Annotated in this window: 13 protein-coding genes; 9 read left to right on the top strand and 4 right to left on the bottom strand. The window is 38.8% G+C overall.

Annotated features, from left to right (window positions below; all coding sequences use genetic code 11):
- Positions 1-7: 7 nt before the first annotated feature.
- From AAG807_RS17350 to AAG807_RS17335, 4 genes are all read right to left on the bottom strand, one after another.
- On the bottom strand, positions 8-1,246 hold the full coding sequence (locus AAG807_RS17350) for a sensor histidine kinase (protein ID WP_341906657.1): 1,239 nt from the start codon (positions 1,244-1,246) through the stop codon (positions 8-10).
- A gap of 292 nt (positions 1,247-1,538) precedes the next feature.
- Positions 1,539-2,807: an aminotransferase class I/II-fold pyridoxal phosphate-dependent enzyme gene (locus AAG807_RS17345; protein ID WP_341906655.1), complete on the bottom strand. Its 1,269-nt coding sequence runs from the start codon at positions 2,805-2,807 to the stop codon at positions 1,539-1,541.
- A gap of 185 nt (positions 2,808-2,992) precedes the next feature.
- Entirely contained in the window at positions 2,993-3,547 is a 555-nt protein-coding gene (locus AAG807_RS17340; RefSeq protein WP_341906654.1) for a DinB family protein, read from the bottom strand.
- A 2-nt stretch (positions 3,548-3,549) separates the two neighbouring features.
- Positions 3,550-4,944, bottom strand: a complete 1,395-nt coding sequence (locus tag AAG807_RS17335; protein ID WP_341906652.1) for a M20/M25/M40 family metallo-hydrolase — start codon at positions 4,942-4,944, stop codon at positions 3,550-3,552.
- Between the two features lie 237 nt (positions 4,945-5,181).
- On the opposite strand from AAG807_RS17335, the gene AAG807_RS17330 reads away from it, so the two are divergent.
- From AAG807_RS17330 to AAG807_RS17290, 9 genes are all read left to right on the top strand, one after another.
- Complete coding sequence (locus AAG807_RS17330) at positions 5,182-5,751, top strand: hypothetical protein (protein WP_341906650.1); 570 nt, start codon at positions 5,182-5,184, stop codon at positions 5,749-5,751.
- A gap of 155 nt (positions 5,752-5,906) precedes the next feature.
- On the top strand, positions 5,907-6,473 hold the full coding sequence (locus AAG807_RS17325) for a hypothetical protein (RefSeq protein WP_341906647.1): 567 nt from the start codon (positions 5,907-5,909) through the stop codon (positions 6,471-6,473).
- The gene (locus AAG807_RS17320; protein ID WP_341906645.1) at positions 6,454-7,506 is read left to right on the top strand and encodes a ribonuclease E inhibitor RraB; all 1,053 of its coding nucleotides are present in this window, start codon (positions 6,454-6,456) and stop codon (positions 7,504-7,506) included. Before AAG807_RS17325 ends, AAG807_RS17320 begins: the two co-directional genes overlap by 20 nt.
- Before the next feature lie 217 nt (positions 7,507-7,723).
- Positions 7,724-8,359: a hypothetical protein gene (locus AAG807_RS17315; RefSeq protein ID WP_341906643.1), complete on the top strand. Its 636-nt coding sequence runs from the start codon at positions 7,724-7,726 to the stop codon at positions 8,357-8,359.
- Entirely contained in the window at positions 8,352-9,080 is a 729-nt protein-coding gene (locus AAG807_RS17310) for a hypothetical protein (RefSeq protein ID WP_341906641.1), read from the top strand. Before AAG807_RS17315 ends, AAG807_RS17310 begins: the two co-directional genes overlap by 8 nt.
- 596 nt (positions 9,081-9,676) lie before the next feature.
- A complete protein-coding gene (locus AAG807_RS17305) occupies positions 9,677-10,024 on the top strand; it encodes a hypothetical protein (protein WP_341906639.1) in 348 nt (115 codons plus the stop codon).
- A gap of 165 nt (positions 10,025-10,189) precedes the next feature.
- A complete protein-coding gene (gene ychF / locus AAG807_RS17300) occupies positions 10,190-11,281 on the top strand; it encodes a redox-regulated ATPase YchF (RefSeq protein WP_341906754.1) in 1,092 nt (363 codons plus the stop codon).
- Positions 11,282-11,520: 239 nt separating this feature from the next.
- On the top strand, positions 11,521-15,102 hold the full coding sequence (locus AAG807_RS17295; RefSeq protein ID WP_341906637.1) for a T9SS type A sorting domain-containing protein: 3,582 nt from the start codon (positions 11,521-11,523) through the stop codon (positions 15,100-15,102).
- Positions 15,103-15,248: 146 nt separating this feature from the next.
- A complete protein-coding gene (locus tag AAG807_RS17290) occupies positions 15,249-15,539 on the top strand; it encodes a hypothetical protein (RefSeq protein WP_341906635.1) in 291 nt (96 codons plus the stop codon).
- Positions 15,540-15,649 lie beyond the last annotated feature (110 nt).

The raw sequence follows: 15,649 nt of genomic DNA, 5'->3' as shown, positions 1-15,649 counted from the left end.
AATTTGTTTAATGGTCCTCTTGCGGACTGAAAGTGATTTCAAAAATTGTCTCCGGATAGGTTTTCAAATCCATCGTTCCTTCCAATTGGTCTGTTAAGGATTCAATCAGGTCGAGTCCGAATGATCCCTGTCTCGATGGTGCTTTCCAAGTTCCGCTGTCTTTGTATATGAGCTTACATTTTTTGCCCTGGTAATGCATGAATGAGATTGAAATAAGACAGTTGTCGTAATCGTCAAAAGCATATTTCAATGAGTTGGAAATCAATTCATTCAAAATCAATGCAATGGGAACTATGGAGCGTAAACCGATGGAATCAATATCACAATCGATTTTAAGGTTTACATGATAACCGGATTGGTAGGAAGAAACCAAATCGGAAGACAGATCATGCAGGTATTCACGTAAATGCAGGGTTGAAAGATGGTCACTCTGATACATTTTTTCATGAATCATGGACATGGCAATGACGCGATGTGTGGCATCCTTGAATTTGGCGATGGCTTCCGGGTTTTCAAGCTCACGTGATTGTAAGCGCAATAAACTGGTAATGATCTGGAGGTTGTTTTTCACCCGGTGATGAATTTCCTTCAGCATGACCGTTTTCTCCTCGTTTTGCTTTGAAATGATGTTGTATTGCACTTGCAATACGTCTTGTGCTTCGTTTAATTTTTTCCTTCCAAGCTCATTGGTGCGGATATTTTCCCATCCCAGATAGCCGATAATCAGGAAGCAAATAGCGCCATTGACCACGGTTGCGATGAGCTGCTCATGGGTTAGGTTCCGCATGATTTCCATCTGATCGTCCAGGTAATAGTAGTAATAGATGGATTGGGTGATTGCATGAAAAATAGTGAATCCGATTCCCCATTTTGAACCAATCACAATAAAGGCAAAGAGGATGTTGATGGTCATCCATAAGCTATTTAGAAAGTGGGGTTCATTCTCTAGCAGGAAAAGTGGAATTGTACAGGATATCGCTCCGATCAGGTTGAAGATGATGGTAGGAGTGCGGAATTTTCCTGTCCGGTAAATATAGATCGTTGCAACCAATACGGTGAAAAAAGCAATGAGTGTAATGAATGCAACTTCAATGTGAAAATAAATGAAAAGTATAACACTGAGAATTCCGATGGAAACTGCCAAAAATAAAGACATGCGGTAAGCCAGCGTTAATCTGGTTTCATCTTCGAAATTGGTTTCATTGGCGAACTTTGGAAAGAACACACTTTGAAGTAGCTTAAGCATAGTCTAGTTTTGTAAAGTGAAGATACTGATTCTTTGAATCACTGATTCGATTATCGGCTAAATTTTTAGTGATTCACTTGGTATGTTGGTTGAAAAGTGAAAGTATGGGAATTATTTCCCACGCAAGTTCACGGAGGAGCAAAGAGGATTTATTAAATAAAGTGTGTTATAGTCCTCCAAATATTCATTGATAAGGGACAAATCAAACTTCTGTGATCTTCTGTGCACGTCTGTGGGAAAATAAAAAAACCTGGTCAGATGACCAGGTTTTCATATTATCAGAGAATAAATTCTACTTTTTTTTGTCTACTTCAACAGCTGCTAATTCGTCAGCCTTGTAAGCGCCAGCATCTAATTTATCTTTTAACTTCTTGAATGTCTCAATAGTGTAAGTCACATCTTCCAAAGTATGTGCTGCAGTTGGAATAATACGCAACATGATCACATCTTTAGGAACGACAGGGTAAATTACAATGGAACAGAAGATATTGTAGTTCTCACGTAGATCGAAAGTCAAATTCGTTGCTTCTGCCAGGTTCCCTTTCATGAAAACCGGAGTTACCGGAGAATTCGAAGCACCGATATCAAAACCAGCATTTTTAAATCCTGATTGAAGTGCATCTGCGATTTCCCACAATTTAGCTTTCAATTCCGGACGTGTACGCAACAATTCCAAACGCTTGCGAGCACCGATTGTAATAGTGATCGGCAATGCTTTGGCGAACATCTGTGAACGCATATTGTAACGGAAGAATTCTACAATTGATTCTTTCGCACAAATGAATCCACCAATTGAAGACATTGATTTTGCAAAAGTTCCGAATAATACGTCGATCTCATTTTGAACACCTTGAGCTTCACCGGCACCTTGACCTGTTTCTCCCAATGTTCCAAATCCATGTGCATCATCCACAAATAAACGGAAATCATATTTTCCGGATTTACGGAATTCAATGATATCTTTCAATCTTCCCTGGTCACCTGCCATTCCGAAAACTCCTTCAGTGATAACCAAAATACCACCACCGGTTGTCTCAGCCAAACGAGTTGCATTTCTCATTTGTTTGTCAAAGCTTTCCATATCGTTGTGTTGGAATACGAAACGCTTACCGGTGTGTAAACGCATACCATCCAAAATACAAGCATGTGCTTCAGAGTCGTAAACAATGATATCGCTGCGATCAACCAAACAATCGATTGCAGAAACCATTCCCTGATATCCGAAGTTCAAAAGGATACAATCTTCCTTCCCCATGAATTCAGCTAACTCATTTTCCAACTTTTCGTGCTCACTTGTCTGACCGGTCATCATACGAGCTCCCATAGGATAAGCCAAACCGTATTGAGCCGCCGCATCAGCATCAGCTTTACGAACTTCCGGATGATTTGCCAGTCCCAGGTAATTGTTTAAAGACCAAACCAAACATTCTTTTCCGCGGAAAGTCATTTTGTTACCTAATTCACCTTCTAACTTCGGGAAGGTAAAATAACCATGAACTCCTTTTGAGTACTGTCCAATAGGTCCACGGTTACGTTCAATTTTATCAAAAATATCTGCCATACTTGTTCATTTTCTATTAACCAATGTTGTCGCATGATTAACAGTTAAGAGTGCAAATTTAGCAGTATTCTAGCTCATATTACCAATTCATAATGAAATTAATTAACCAAGAAATGAACAGGTGGGTAATTGAGGATTTTATTATCTGGTAGGTGCGGGATTAATCGGGTACCTATCGATATAAGTTAAAACGCTTCATCTACATCGACCAGATACCGCTCCTTAATGATATTGCAGTGGTGGATTACATGTCCGACCATGATCCAGCCCAGGTTCCGTGGAGTATTCGGGCTGTTGTTTGCGGTGCCGATGGAATCCAGCATGGAGGAGGTCATTCCTTTGAACAAGGAAATACTTGCTTTTCGAACTTCAATGAATTCGGAATGCAGATCTTCCAAAGTGCGTTGTTCGGTGTTGTTATGTTGACTGTACCAGCCTTCGTCAAATCCGTCTAGAGGTGTTTTGTCCTTGCGTGAAAAACGAAGCGCCCGGTATTGAAAAATGCGTTCTGTTTCTATAAAGTGCAGAATAACACCTTTTAAAGTCCATTTATCATCCGCATATTGAAAATCTGCTTTTGATTCCGGAAGGCTCGAAATAAAGCGGGTAGTTTCATCCAAATCCTTTTCCAAAGCAAGAAGCAGGTCTTCCTGACCGATTGTCCGTTCAAAATAATACTTCGCGTAAGCCGGTGAAAATTCCGGATTGGGTCTTCCAAGGAATCGATTTTGATCTTGCATGGTTATAATGATTTATCCAATAAATATACGAAAGCAGCCATACTCGCACAACCCAATTCGAGTTCGCGTTTGTTGACACTTTCAAAAACGTCGCTTGCTGCATGATGAAAATCAAAATAGCGCTGTGAATCGGGAACAAAACCGAACAGTGGAATCCCATCGTAATGCAATTTTAACGGACTGATGTCCACTCCGCCATAACCGGCTTCAAAATGATGTAAATCATACGGAGCAAGTAATGGTGCGAATCCCTTGATCAATTGGATATACGATTCTTTTCCATCGCATTCAAACCCATCCGGACTGAATCCGCCACGATCGCTTTCCACAGCGGCAATTTGTTTTTGATTCTCTTTCTTAGCCCATGTTGCATAGGCATGTCCGCCTTTGTTTCCGTTTTCCTCATTCATAAAGAAAACCACGCGGATAGTATGTCTTGGTTTTACACCGGAAGCCTTCAGAATACGCAATGCTTCCAGGCAATGGATGATTCCGGCTCCGTCATCGTGGGCTCCTTCACCTGCATCCCAGGAATCGAGATGTCCGCCGATGGTGATGATTTCGTTTGGTTTTTCACTGCCTGTCAATTCTCCCATGACATTGAAAGAAGGTTCATCCGGGAAGTCCCGACAATCCATTTCCATAATCAAGGTCACTTTTCCTTTTTCCAGCGCTTTTGACAATTCATTGGAAGAAATCGTCGATAATGCTCCGGCTGGAATTTTTGAAACACCGTCTTCATAATACATCGAACCGGTATGCGGGAAATGATCTTCAGGTAAAGCAAGAGAACGGATCACAACACCCACTGCTCCTAATTTTGCACCTTCCACAGCGCCGTGTCCTCGAATGCTGTAACAACCACCATACGCCTTAAATGTAATGATATCAGCAGGATTCATGGCTTGGTTCAGAAAAACGATTTTCCCCTGAACACTCGCCTTGGTTGCTTTTTTCAGATCATCCAATGATTTGAACTCGATCACTTCCGCTTTCAACAAACCGTTTGTACCGATGGAGCCTCCAAGTGCTAAAATATCAACCGGAATTGCATCTCCTGAAGTACTTTGAATCCAGGCGACCTCTTTATTTCCTCTTTCCCAATGGGGAACCATCACCGGTTGTAAGTAAATTTGATCAAAACCGTAAGACTCCATTTTCCGTTTTCCCCATTCTACTGCCATTTGAGCTTGAGCCGAACCGGAAAGTCGGGCACCGACTCCTTTACATAAAGAACGGAGATCTTCATAAGATTTTCCTTTCACCAATGCTTCGTCGAAGAACTGTCTGATGATGGTAGAATCCGGCCCGGAACTTTTTTGAGAAAAGGAAAAGCCAGATAGCAATAAAAGCAACAAAAAAGAAGTGTATTTCATACTTGCGAATAATTTCAGCATTTGTAATGCTGCGAAAATAAGAAACGAATTGGCAAACTACAGCAAATAATTGTAAACAAATCGAGGATCACGGAAGAGAGCACATTGCTATTGATTTGCAGCGAAATTGAATATATTTGATTGAAAAATAAAACGAAACAAAGTTGCGCCTATACAACACTTTAATTACAAATAGGGTAATTATGTAGCGCAGATAAGTGAGTTAGCGGAATTTTTCGACAACCAACAATTAACATCATGAACATTGATATTTTAGAGAATTTAATAACTGAAGGAGAAACTTTAACTAATACAATAAGTTATGTTCCTGCTGGGCATAATGTAATTAGAGTCGGATCAGTTTATACGGCTTCTGACTTAGAAAAGTACCAAAACTGGCAATCCTCAGTTTTAAGATTTGTAAAAACTTATCATTCGAGCGATTTAGAAGAAGTGAAAGAAGTTTCTAAAAAAATAAGCCCGGAAAATCATAGAAAAATAATGGGAATTTTAAAGGCTATTAAGTTACTTCCAAATGAACCAGAAAGAACGATTGAAGTTAAAGGTTCTACAAATAATATAAATATCACTAATACCCAATCTGTCTCACAACAATTAACATTGAACATATTTCTTGATGCAATAAAAGATGAAATAACCGGAAAAGACTTTAAAGCATTAAAAGAAATAATGACAGATTATGAAAAAGAACCCGAACAGACAAAAAGCAACGTAATTGAAAAAGTTAAAGGATTTGGTGGAGATGTATTATCCAATATTGTTGCAAATATTTTGACAAATCCAACGATATACGGTGGCTTATTCTAAAAAAAAACTACCGCTAACAGCGGTTTCGAGCAATGGCTGGTTTATTTTTCTTTAGCTGGAAATTACTCAACGAGAAGTTTACATATATTTCAACAGAGCAGTAGGTTGTCGTCACTGACACGAAGCTGCAGAACGTTAACTGTAATAACCAGAATATGAAAGTCATTTTAATAATATTATTTGTTGCTTTTCTGTTTTCATGTAAAGAAAGAAGAAAGAAAAACGTGCCCGTTGATGCTGGAAAGGAAGAAGTTATTAATGTCAAGACTAAAAAGATTAGAGAATCTATCTCTCAAGACACAACATCAACCGGAAGTAAGACAGTTCATTCAACTTATAATAATCTAACTACATATTCCTATCCCAATTTAACCATCTGGGGAGGGTTAACATTAAAATACGATGCAAACAATCTGCGGATAATTGAGGCAAAACAAAACGCAGAGCTCGGTTTCAGAAAAAAAGAATATTACATAGAAGATGGTGATATTGTAAAAGTTGAATATGTAATACATCAGGCTGATTGGGGCGCTTATGAAGAAAAGTATGGTAAAGAAGATTTTGATGAGTCGAAAATGACTTATTCGGATCGAAACATAACTTATAGTTTATATGATATTCAAACGAAGAAATCTGATGAACTTGAGCAGTTATTAAGCACTGGGAAACAGATATTAAACTTTATCAAAACCGAAAAAATAGATGCGTATAACACCAAATAAGCAAAAGCGCAAAATTCACTATACTTGTAAGGCGCCTTTGCCTATTTGGAAAACGTTACAAGTAGCCATAGGAAGACCGAACCGAAGTATGACGACAAAGAAAAAAACACTTATAGCAGGGCTAATTTTAATAACGACAACACTAGTTGTGATGGGAATATTTGACTTTTTAAAACCAAAATCTAACAGCGGACAATTTGTTAGTGAGACTGTATTCAATAGCAACCGTGACAAGCAAATGCAAATGACACCGCAGACACTTGACCAATTAAGAAAACTGAATGTTACGGCTGATAAAGAATTAAAACTTGAATATTTCTTTTACACAAACACAGCAGAGAAAGCTGAGCAATTGGCAATAGAGATTGGGAAGCTAAATTATACAGTTCAACACGGTGTTTCCGCTGGCGACAAGAAATTATTTATTGTAACTGGCTGGACAACAAAAATGAAAATGGCAGACGAAGTTGTAAAACAGTGGACAAAACAAATGTGTGAACTCGGTTATAAGTTCGACTGTGAATTTGACGGTTGGGGAACAGACCCTAGTCAAAATGACAAAGCAGAAACAACCGAAAACTCATTTGAAGGTTTAAGAAATATGGCATTTTCAGCTACACCCGAACAACTTGGACTTTCATTGCCGACAGACAAGACTGTTGTTTATGGTGTTGTAATGGATTGGGAAATGGGCGGTGCAACAGCGACAACAGTTTCCTATCAGACTGGAGACGCAAGTTTATATTTAAGTTCAGGTGGTGGTGTAATTGGTGGTGGGCAACATCAAAACGTGAATAGTGCAGCTAAGCAATTTGTTAGTTTAGGACAAACATATCTTGATAAAACAACCAAAACAGAAATAAAACCGTTACCATCAGCTGACGAAGTAAGGTTTTACTTATTGACAAATAAAGGTGTTTTTGTTGGGCAAGAGCAAATGAAAAATTTTGAAAATAATTCTTCAACGTGGCTAAAATTGTTTGAGGAAGGAAATAACGTCTTGACAGAACTGCGCAAAACAAGCGAGAAATAAAGGCAGCTTGTAACAGAGGCTCATGCTTCATTCCGATATTACGCTACGATGAAACGATTTTGTATTTTTAAAAACAATTAAACTTCGAGGTGTCGTTTTTGGATAAAATTTCGGAAGGTGCATAGCCTCAAAACGTTAGCGACAACCCGTGGGTAGTCGAAATGACTGCATAAAAAGAGCAGACCAAAGACAATTATAAAATCAAAGAAATAACTACATGGACTTTTTAGAAAGGAATAAATTAGATTGGATAGAAATTGAAGGAAAAATATTTCCATCAGGACTTCCTGAAAGATGCGAATGGACTGATATAAATGAAATTGTAAATGTGCTGAAAACAATCGGTTCAATTAGAAACTCAAACCATATGTTTTTCCCAAGAGGTGGTGGACTTGATTTGGAAGATGCGAACATTTCGGTCGAGGAAAATTGTGTTGAAATAGACACAGGTGGATTAATTGACATTCTTAAACCAAGCAAGCTAATTTTTCATTCTTTTAAAGCAGAACACGAATGGAATTATTTTCGACTTGAAACTTTAGAGTTAAAACCATCTGGTGTTTACGAAGGAAATGAGTATTCAGACGAAGAGCTGTGTGAGTTAAGTCCTGGTAATTATGTTTCAAGAGGATATTGGGATGAAGGTGAATACAATCAAGAAAAATTGCCATCAACTGCTAGAGTTGTAACAAGACATTTCAGAGGCTCATTTGTCATTTTTCAAAAGACTTCAACATACAATCACAATTCAAGGACTTATGATGGCAGACATAACAAAATGACGGATGATGAGTTTCGTAAGTACATTCAAGATGTAATAAGCCATTTAAAAGGAAAAGACTGGAATGGCTAAAAGAACTATCAATAGTCAAGTATATAAGACTTTGCTGGCAAGGTCAGGGAATAAATGTGCCTTTCCTGGCTGCCCGAATTCTTTATTTAATCAGAAGTATGAATTCATTGCACAGTTGTGCCATATTGAAGGTGTGGCTGGTGAGAGATTCAATCCTAAACTATCAGACGAACAGATAAACAGCTATGAAAACATAATGTTTATGTGCTACGAGCATCATGTGGAGACAAACGATGAAATAAAATTCACAGTTAAAGTCCTCAAAGAAATGAAAGTAGAACATGAAGGGAAATATATCTTATCTCCAATGGTTGTTAGTATGGCTCACATATTTTCATTGCGTAAGGAGACAGAGGAGTATTGGAAAAGGGTTGAGATTGTAAACTCAACAGAACATGTCGTTCCTGACTTGAAAATTGACATCAATGCTCAAGCGACTTATGATGAATTAAACGATGAACTGAATTCCTGTCTGAATGCTTTAGAGAGTTTATTTTCTGTTTTTGACAAAACAGATACGGATAAATATTGGGAAATTTTCAACTTAGGTTTTCCAAATCACTTGACAATATCAAGAGTTCTGATTGAGCAAATGAGAATAAAATATTATGAGGCAAATTTGGCAAATAATCCACACGACAATGCGATAAAAAACAAACTTGAAGAGCTAAGAAAACTGTTTATAGAAAACACAGCTAAATCTGCGGGACATGTTGACTAAGCGGTATAAAACTAATCGGGCAGTCGCTAACAGCACCTACAAGAAATTGGCGATTCAGTGCTTAAATGAACATTTGTGCTTCTTATCAAGTTCAGTACTGGCAGACAGTTTTGTGCTTCGAAATTGCCAACTTTTTGTTGCAACCCAACGTTAGCCATCATTGCACCGAGATACCGAAGACATTGAATAAATAGAAAATGATAGACAATTTACCGACCTATATTTCGCTGACTTTTGGACTGACAACAGTTGCGACTTTGTTGCTTTTTGTTTGGACAATTAGAAACTCGAATTCTGAACAAACACAGAGAAAAGCAACGCCAATTTTTATTTGTTTAACGATTTGGTTGACAATTCAGGCCGTGTTGACTTTGAAAAATAGTTACAACTCTGACACTAACACTTTTCCGCCGAAAATAATATTGACAGGAATATTACCGACAATTTTGATCATTATTTCATTGTTTGCAACATCAAAAGGCAGACAATTTATTGACAGTTTACCATTACGAAATTTGACAATAATAAATGTAGTGAGAATTCCAGTTGAGATAGTTTTATTTTGGCTATTTCTGAACAAAGCAATTCCAGAATTGATGACTTTTGAAGGTCGGAACTTTGACATTCTTGCAGGAATAACAGCTCCAATAATCGCCTATTTTGGTTTTGTAAAACTAACACTAAGCAGAAATATCTTATTGATTTGGAATTTCATTTGCCTTGGATTATTAATCAATATCGTTGTGAATGCTTTGTTTTCAGCGCCTTCACCGATACAGAAATTTGCATTTGAACAACCGAACATAGCAATTTTGAATTTTCCATTTAGTTGGTTGCCGACATTTATCGTTCCAATTGTACTTTTTGGACACTTGACATCGATTAGACAATTATTCAACCAAAATCCGACCAGGCAAACGAACGAAAAAACAAGGAACGGCTAACATGGGCTTAGCGTTATGGGGGCTGAAGTACTTCTATGAAAAATATTTGAGTAAGGTTCAACGCAACATCCACAGCAAGTAGTGTAAGAAAATAAATCGGCTGTAACTTACACACTTCTCAATTCGCAATTATAAATTATCTTTGCAAAAAAATATTTTATGGCATTGAAATGCGGAATAGTTGGTTTACCTAATGTAGGGAAGTCGACTTTGTTTAATTGTTTATCAAACGCTAAAGCGCAATCTGCGAATTTCCCTTTCTGTACAATTGAACCGAATGTGGGAACTATCTCGGTTCCGGATCCTCGTTTGGAGAAATTGGAATCGATAGTGAATCCGGAGAGAGTGGTACCTACAACCATGGAAATTGTAGATATCGCAGGTTTGGTGAAAGGAGCTTCAAAAGGTGAAGGTCTTGGTAATCAGTTTTTGGCAAACATCCGCGAAACTGATGCAATCTTACACGTATTGCGTTGCTTTGAAGATGGCAACATCATTCACGTTGACGGACGTGTTGATCCGGTAAGTGATAAAGAAATCATCGATATCGAGTTGCAGTTGAAGGATTTGGAATCCATTGAAAAACGCATCCAATCTTTGGCTCGCGCCTTGAAATCCGGAGATAAGGAAATTATCAAAGAGAATGAGCTTGCATTAGCAATTAAAGCTACGTTGGAACAAGGAAAGTCTGTTCGTTCCATGACATTTGATGAGAGAGAGCAGGAAATCGTTCAGAAATTCCAGTTAATCACATCGAAACCGGTAATGTACGTTTGTAATGTGGAGGAATCTGCAGTTAAAACCGGAAATGCACACGTGGACGCTGTTCGCGAGTCGGTGAAAGACGAAGGTGCTCAAATTTTAATCGTCGGAGCGAAAATAGAAGCGGATATTACAGAATTGGAAACATACGAAGAGCGTCAGATGTTCCTGGAAGAGCTTGGTTTGGAAGAACCGGGTGTGAACCGTTTGATCCGCTCAGCATACTCTTTGTTGAATCTTCAGACGTATTTTACTGCCGGAGTGAAAGAGGTGAGAGCCTGGACAGTTCATGTTGGTGCTACAGCTCCACAAGCTGCCGGAGTGATCCATACCGATTTTGAAAAAGGATTTATTCGCGCGGAAGTGATGAAGTACGAAGATTACACGACTTTGGGTTCGGAAGCAGCAGTGAAAGAAGCCGGTAAGTTTAAAGTAGAAGGTAAGGAATACATCGTGCAAGATGGAGATATCATGCATTTCAGATTTAACGTGTAATTGTTGAAATAAAGAATTATCGAAAGCCCTATTCGCATGACGGATGGGGCTTTTGTTTTTACAAATGGTTTTCGGTTATAAAAACGCTTATCAATTGGCTCAAACCTAAATCACTGTGAATCAACACTTTTCAAAAAAAGTCTTTTACAGATATAAATCCATCCGTTTTTGAGTGTTCAAAATCAACTGAAGGCATTATTTAACACCTAATTTTGCAGCCAATTGTTTAATAAGAATTTATGAAGTCAACAGGTTTAATGCTCTTTTTTGCCGTCTTTCTGACGGTTTCGTGGGGACAATCACTGAGTCCGGTTTCCTTGGAACAACTCGTGAACACAGATGTTTCAACAACCCAGTTCAATAGTCAGATCGCGACCGACCCGACAGGTGCTTATGTGATTATCTGGACCACACAAGAATATTCCGGTGCGGTTATGGCCAGAAGGTATAATAGTTCACACGTGGCTATTTCCGGAGAGTTAACCATTAACTCACAAAATTCATCAGCTATCAATATTGAACATTGGGAAGATGGGAAGTATGTGATCTCCTATATTGAGACAACAGGAAATAATCTCAAATTTACTGTTTTGGATGAACTGAATGCAGTTGGAGCCGAAGTAACTGTTTTAGCCTCTGCTTTTGATTACGACCTTGCGCCAAAAGGAGATTCCTTAGCATTGCTATATAGAAGCACATCAAATGGTCAATTGTATTTGAGAGGATATAATTTATCAACAAACGCTTGGTTTAATGCAGGTACTTTAGTTACTGAAATTGGTTCGTCTGCCTATTTCGAACCGAATATTATCTACCACAATGATGGTCGGCTAACTGCAATTTATAATCTGTATATCAATGTTTCAGGTAACTATGAACGAAGAATCCTACGTAAGACTTTCAGCAGTTCTTTTGTAGCTGAAATTCCGGAATATACCTTGTGGTCAGCCCAGGCTAGTGACTATATAGGAGATGACTTGGATGCAAGTGGAAATGATAATGACGAAATAATGATTACAACAGCACATTTTACTGGATCCACTTATCGACAGATGCGTTTGTGGATTTTAAGTAATACCGGAAGTTTTATTGTTAATAACACTATTTTGTTGGACGGTACAAATTATTTCTGGTATGACAGGCTTGAATGTCAGTTGTATAATAACGGTAACTTCTTGATATCTAAATCCATGTCTGTAAGTGGATCTGCCAATCCAAATGAAGGAGAAGCATATATTATTTATGGAGTAAATTACAATACGAGCAATAGTGGAGTTCTACAGATGAACAGTACAAACTCAGGATCACAGGAATATGCCACTTGTGCAAAATTACCAAATGGTGGATTTGTTGCTTGCTGGGCAGGAAATGGGTTTCAGGGAGATACTCAGGGAATTTATTCACGTGCATACAATGCGGTGTCTTTCCCTTCTGTCACATTCAGTAACGCGGGAACTTACACAATAAGTGAAACGGGAACTACTGCAACAATAGGAGTTACGCTTGCAACGCAACCAACTGCAAATGTTACTGTAAACTTAACTTCGTCTGATTTGACTGAAGGAACAGTAAGCGTATCCCAATTAACCTTTACGCCTGCAAACTGGAACGTAGTTCAGAATGTGATGGTAACAGGAGTAGATGACGTGACGGATGACGGAGATATTCCTTTCAATCTGGTTGCCTCAACCACCGGAAGTGCGGATGTAGCTTATGCAGCATTACCGAATAAAAACCAGGCAATCACGAATTTAGATAACGACGCAACAATTTCGATGCCTTCCACTCAAAGTATCTGTCAATCGACGGGAATGAGCAGTGTAAACGCAATTATAACAAATGTGGGTTCTGCAATCTCATCGGTTGTCGGAACAAGTAATAATCAAAGCATCATTGATAACAGCGATATTACAGTGAATAATTTAGGAGGTGGAACTTATGGGATTGTGATCGCTAATTTGAGTAACAATTCTTTGGGAACTGCTCAGATCACGCTTACTGCAAACGACGGGCAATTTAACTATACCGGCAATTTCAATGTCACTACCACAGGAATTACGTTGGTTACCAATGCAACTTCCAACAGTATTTGCCAGGGACAATCAGTGACGCTTTCTGCAACCGGCGGACAAAACATTTCCTGGAATAACGGAGTAGTGAACAATACACCGTTTACTCCTTCAGGAACTATGACTTATACTGTAACAGGCGATAATGGTGCCGGATGTACGGGAACTGCTACGGAAACAATTGTTGTAACTACAGCTCCAAGTAATCCGACAGTAAGTGCGAACGGTCCAGTGGCAATTTGTGGCAGTGGCTCCGTAACTCTGACTTCATCTTACGCCTCAGGAAATACCTGGTCGAACGGTTCAACTGCTTCCAGTATCACTGTTTCAACAGCAGGAACCTATTCTGTAACTTATTCAAACGGCGGAGCTTGTTCTGTAACTTCAACTCCGGTTGTGGTAACGGTGACTCCGGTTCCTTCTACACCAATTGTTACGCCAAGTGGGGCTACCAATTTCTGTGCAGGTGGTTCTGTAACCTTGACTTCTTCTGAGGCTTCAGGAAATACCTGGTCAAATGGTTCAACTGCTTCCAGTATCACTGTTTCAACATCAGGAACTTATTCGGTTACTTATGCTAATGGAGGATGTTCAGCGACATCCACTCCAATTACTTTAACGGTAAATCCGATTCCTTCCACACCGGTTATTACTCCAAGTGGAGCAACTAGTTTCTGTTCGGGAGGTTCTGTTACTTTGACTTCTTCTCAAGGTTCAGGAAATACCTGGTCAAATGGATCAACAGCATCCAATATTACGGTTTCAACGGCTGGAACTTATTCGGTTACATATACTAACGGAGGTTGTTCAGCTACTTCAACGCCGATTACAATAACAGTAAACAGTAATCCTCCTGCACCGATCATCACACCAAATGGACCAACAACATTCTGTTCAGGCGGATCGGTTACTTTAACTTCCTCACAAGCATCCGGAAATTCATGGTCTACCAGTGCCGTTTCCCAAAGTATCAATGTAACATCCACAAACACGTATATGTTGACTTATACAGATGGCTCAGGTTGTACTTCACCGGCTACAAGTGTTTTGGTAACTGTTCAATCTGCTCCAAGCGTTTCTGCCGGTCAGGATCAAATAGTTTGTAACGGAGCATCGATTACTTTGAATGGTTCGGGAGCTGCAACATACGATTGGGACAACGGTGTTACAAATGGTGTTTCCTTCGTTCCAACTTTGGGAACAACCACTTATACTGTAACAGGAACAAGCGCTGGAGGTTGTGAGGCAGAAGACCAAATAACTGTAACTGTAAACCAGCTACCGAATGTAAGCATTTCGACTATTCCTATTTTCTGTCTTTCAGATGGATCAGCTGCCTTGACTCAGGGTTCACCTTCAGGTGGAACTTATGCAGGAACAGGAATCACCGGAGTTATTTTCAGTCCGTCTACAGCAGGTTTGGGAATTTACCCGGTAACTTACACTTACACAGATTTGAATGGTTGTCAGAACACGGCTTCATCAACCATTACGGTTGACCAATGTTTGAGCGTGGACGAATTGTTAGCAGGTCAATTGACGGTTTATCCTAATCCAACGGTTGGATTGACAACTATCGAGCTTCCGGGTTCGTTCAACTATTCTGTAGCTGATGCTCAAGGAAGAATTGTAACGAAAGGAGCTGCTTGGGATTCGACTCAATTGGATTTGACAGCATTCAGTGATGGGGTTTATCAGTTGATTATTCAAGCTGAGAATGCATCAACAACTGTACGAATCGTGAAGAACTAGAAACAAAGATTCATTTAAATTCAAAGGCATTCGTTAATCACGGATGCCTTTTTTGTTTGTCCACAGTGGAATTGAGTTCTCAACATAACCATAACTAACTGTTTTTCAATATCTATATTTGAGTTTGGTTACATAAAAAATAAAAAATGCTTGAAATCAGAATTAAAGAATTTCTTTCATCATTAGAGGAAAGAGAGGCTTCCTTAAGAGAAGCTCGCGAGATTATTGACTTCGGTTTGGATATCATGAATGAAATTAAAGGTAAAGGTGAACATTTGATATTTAGAAAAAATCTAGGAAAATCAATGGAACCTTTTTCCTATTTAATATCGGAGGAAAATGATTTTATTGATTTAGGGTATTGGAATGATAATATCAATGAACTAAAATTCGATTTAAAAAGATTTCTTAGGGCATTAGAAAATCAAAAAACTTAGTGCTCTTCATGTGCTTAGTGGTCGAATAAAATTGAAAGTGGAATTTACACCAATAAAAAAGCACCCGTCAGTGACGAGTGCTCTTTTCGTTAATTTATTTTTTAACCCGT

This window comes from Fluviicola taffensis DSM 16823 (assembly GCF_943372375.1).
GTDB lineage: Bacteria > Bacteroidota > Bacteroidia > Flavobacteriales_D > Crocinitomicaceae > Fluviicola > Fluviicola taffensis_A.
Note: the sequence above shows the minus strand (reverse complement) of the source record. Positions and strands in the feature narration are given on the sequence as shown.

Bases quoted from the DNA above. Each gene is read 5' to 3' on its own strand.
- AAG807_RS17350 (WP_341906657.1), bottom strand. From the start codon at position 1,246: ATGCTTAAGCTACTTCAAAGTGTGTTCTTTCCAAAGTTCGCCAATGAA.
- AAG807_RS17345 (WP_341906655.1), bottom strand. From the start codon at position 2,807: ATGGCAGATATTTTTGATAAAATTGAACGTAACCGTGGACCTATTGGA.
- AAG807_RS17340 (WP_341906654.1), bottom strand. From the start codon at position 3,547: ATGCAAGATCAAAATCGATTCCTTGGAAGACCCAATCCGGAATTTTCA.
- AAG807_RS17335 (WP_341906652.1), bottom strand. From the start codon at position 4,944: ATGCTGAAATTATTCGCAAGTATGAAATACACTTCTTTTTTGTTGCTT.
- AAG807_RS17330 (WP_341906650.1), top strand. From the start codon at position 5,182: ATGAACATTGATATTTTAGAGAATTTAATAACTGAAGGAGAAACTTTA.
- AAG807_RS17325 (WP_341906647.1), top strand. From the start codon at position 5,907: ATGAAAGTCATTTTAATAATATTATTTGTTGCTTTTCTGTTTTCATGT.
- AAG807_RS17320 (WP_341906645.1), top strand. From the start codon at position 6,454: ATGCGTATAACACCAAATAAGCAAAAGCGCAAAATTCACTATACTTGT.
- AAG807_RS17315 (WP_341906643.1), top strand. From the start codon at position 7,724: ATGGACTTTTTAGAAAGGAATAAATTAGATTGGATAGAAATTGAAGGA.
- AAG807_RS17310 (WP_341906641.1), top strand. From the start codon at position 8,352: ATGGCTAAAAGAACTATCAATAGTCAAGTATATAAGACTTTGCTGGCA.
- AAG807_RS17305 (WP_341906639.1), top strand. From the start codon at position 9,677: ATGACTTTTGAAGGTCGGAACTTTGACATTCTTGCAGGAATAACAGCT.
- AAG807_RS17295 (WP_341906637.1), top strand. From the start codon at position 11,521: ATGAAGTCAACAGGTTTAATGCTCTTTTTTGCCGTCTTTCTGACGGTT.
- AAG807_RS17290 (WP_341906635.1), top strand. From the start codon at position 15,249: ATGCTTGAAATCAGAATTAAAGAATTTCTTTCATCATTAGAGGAAAGA.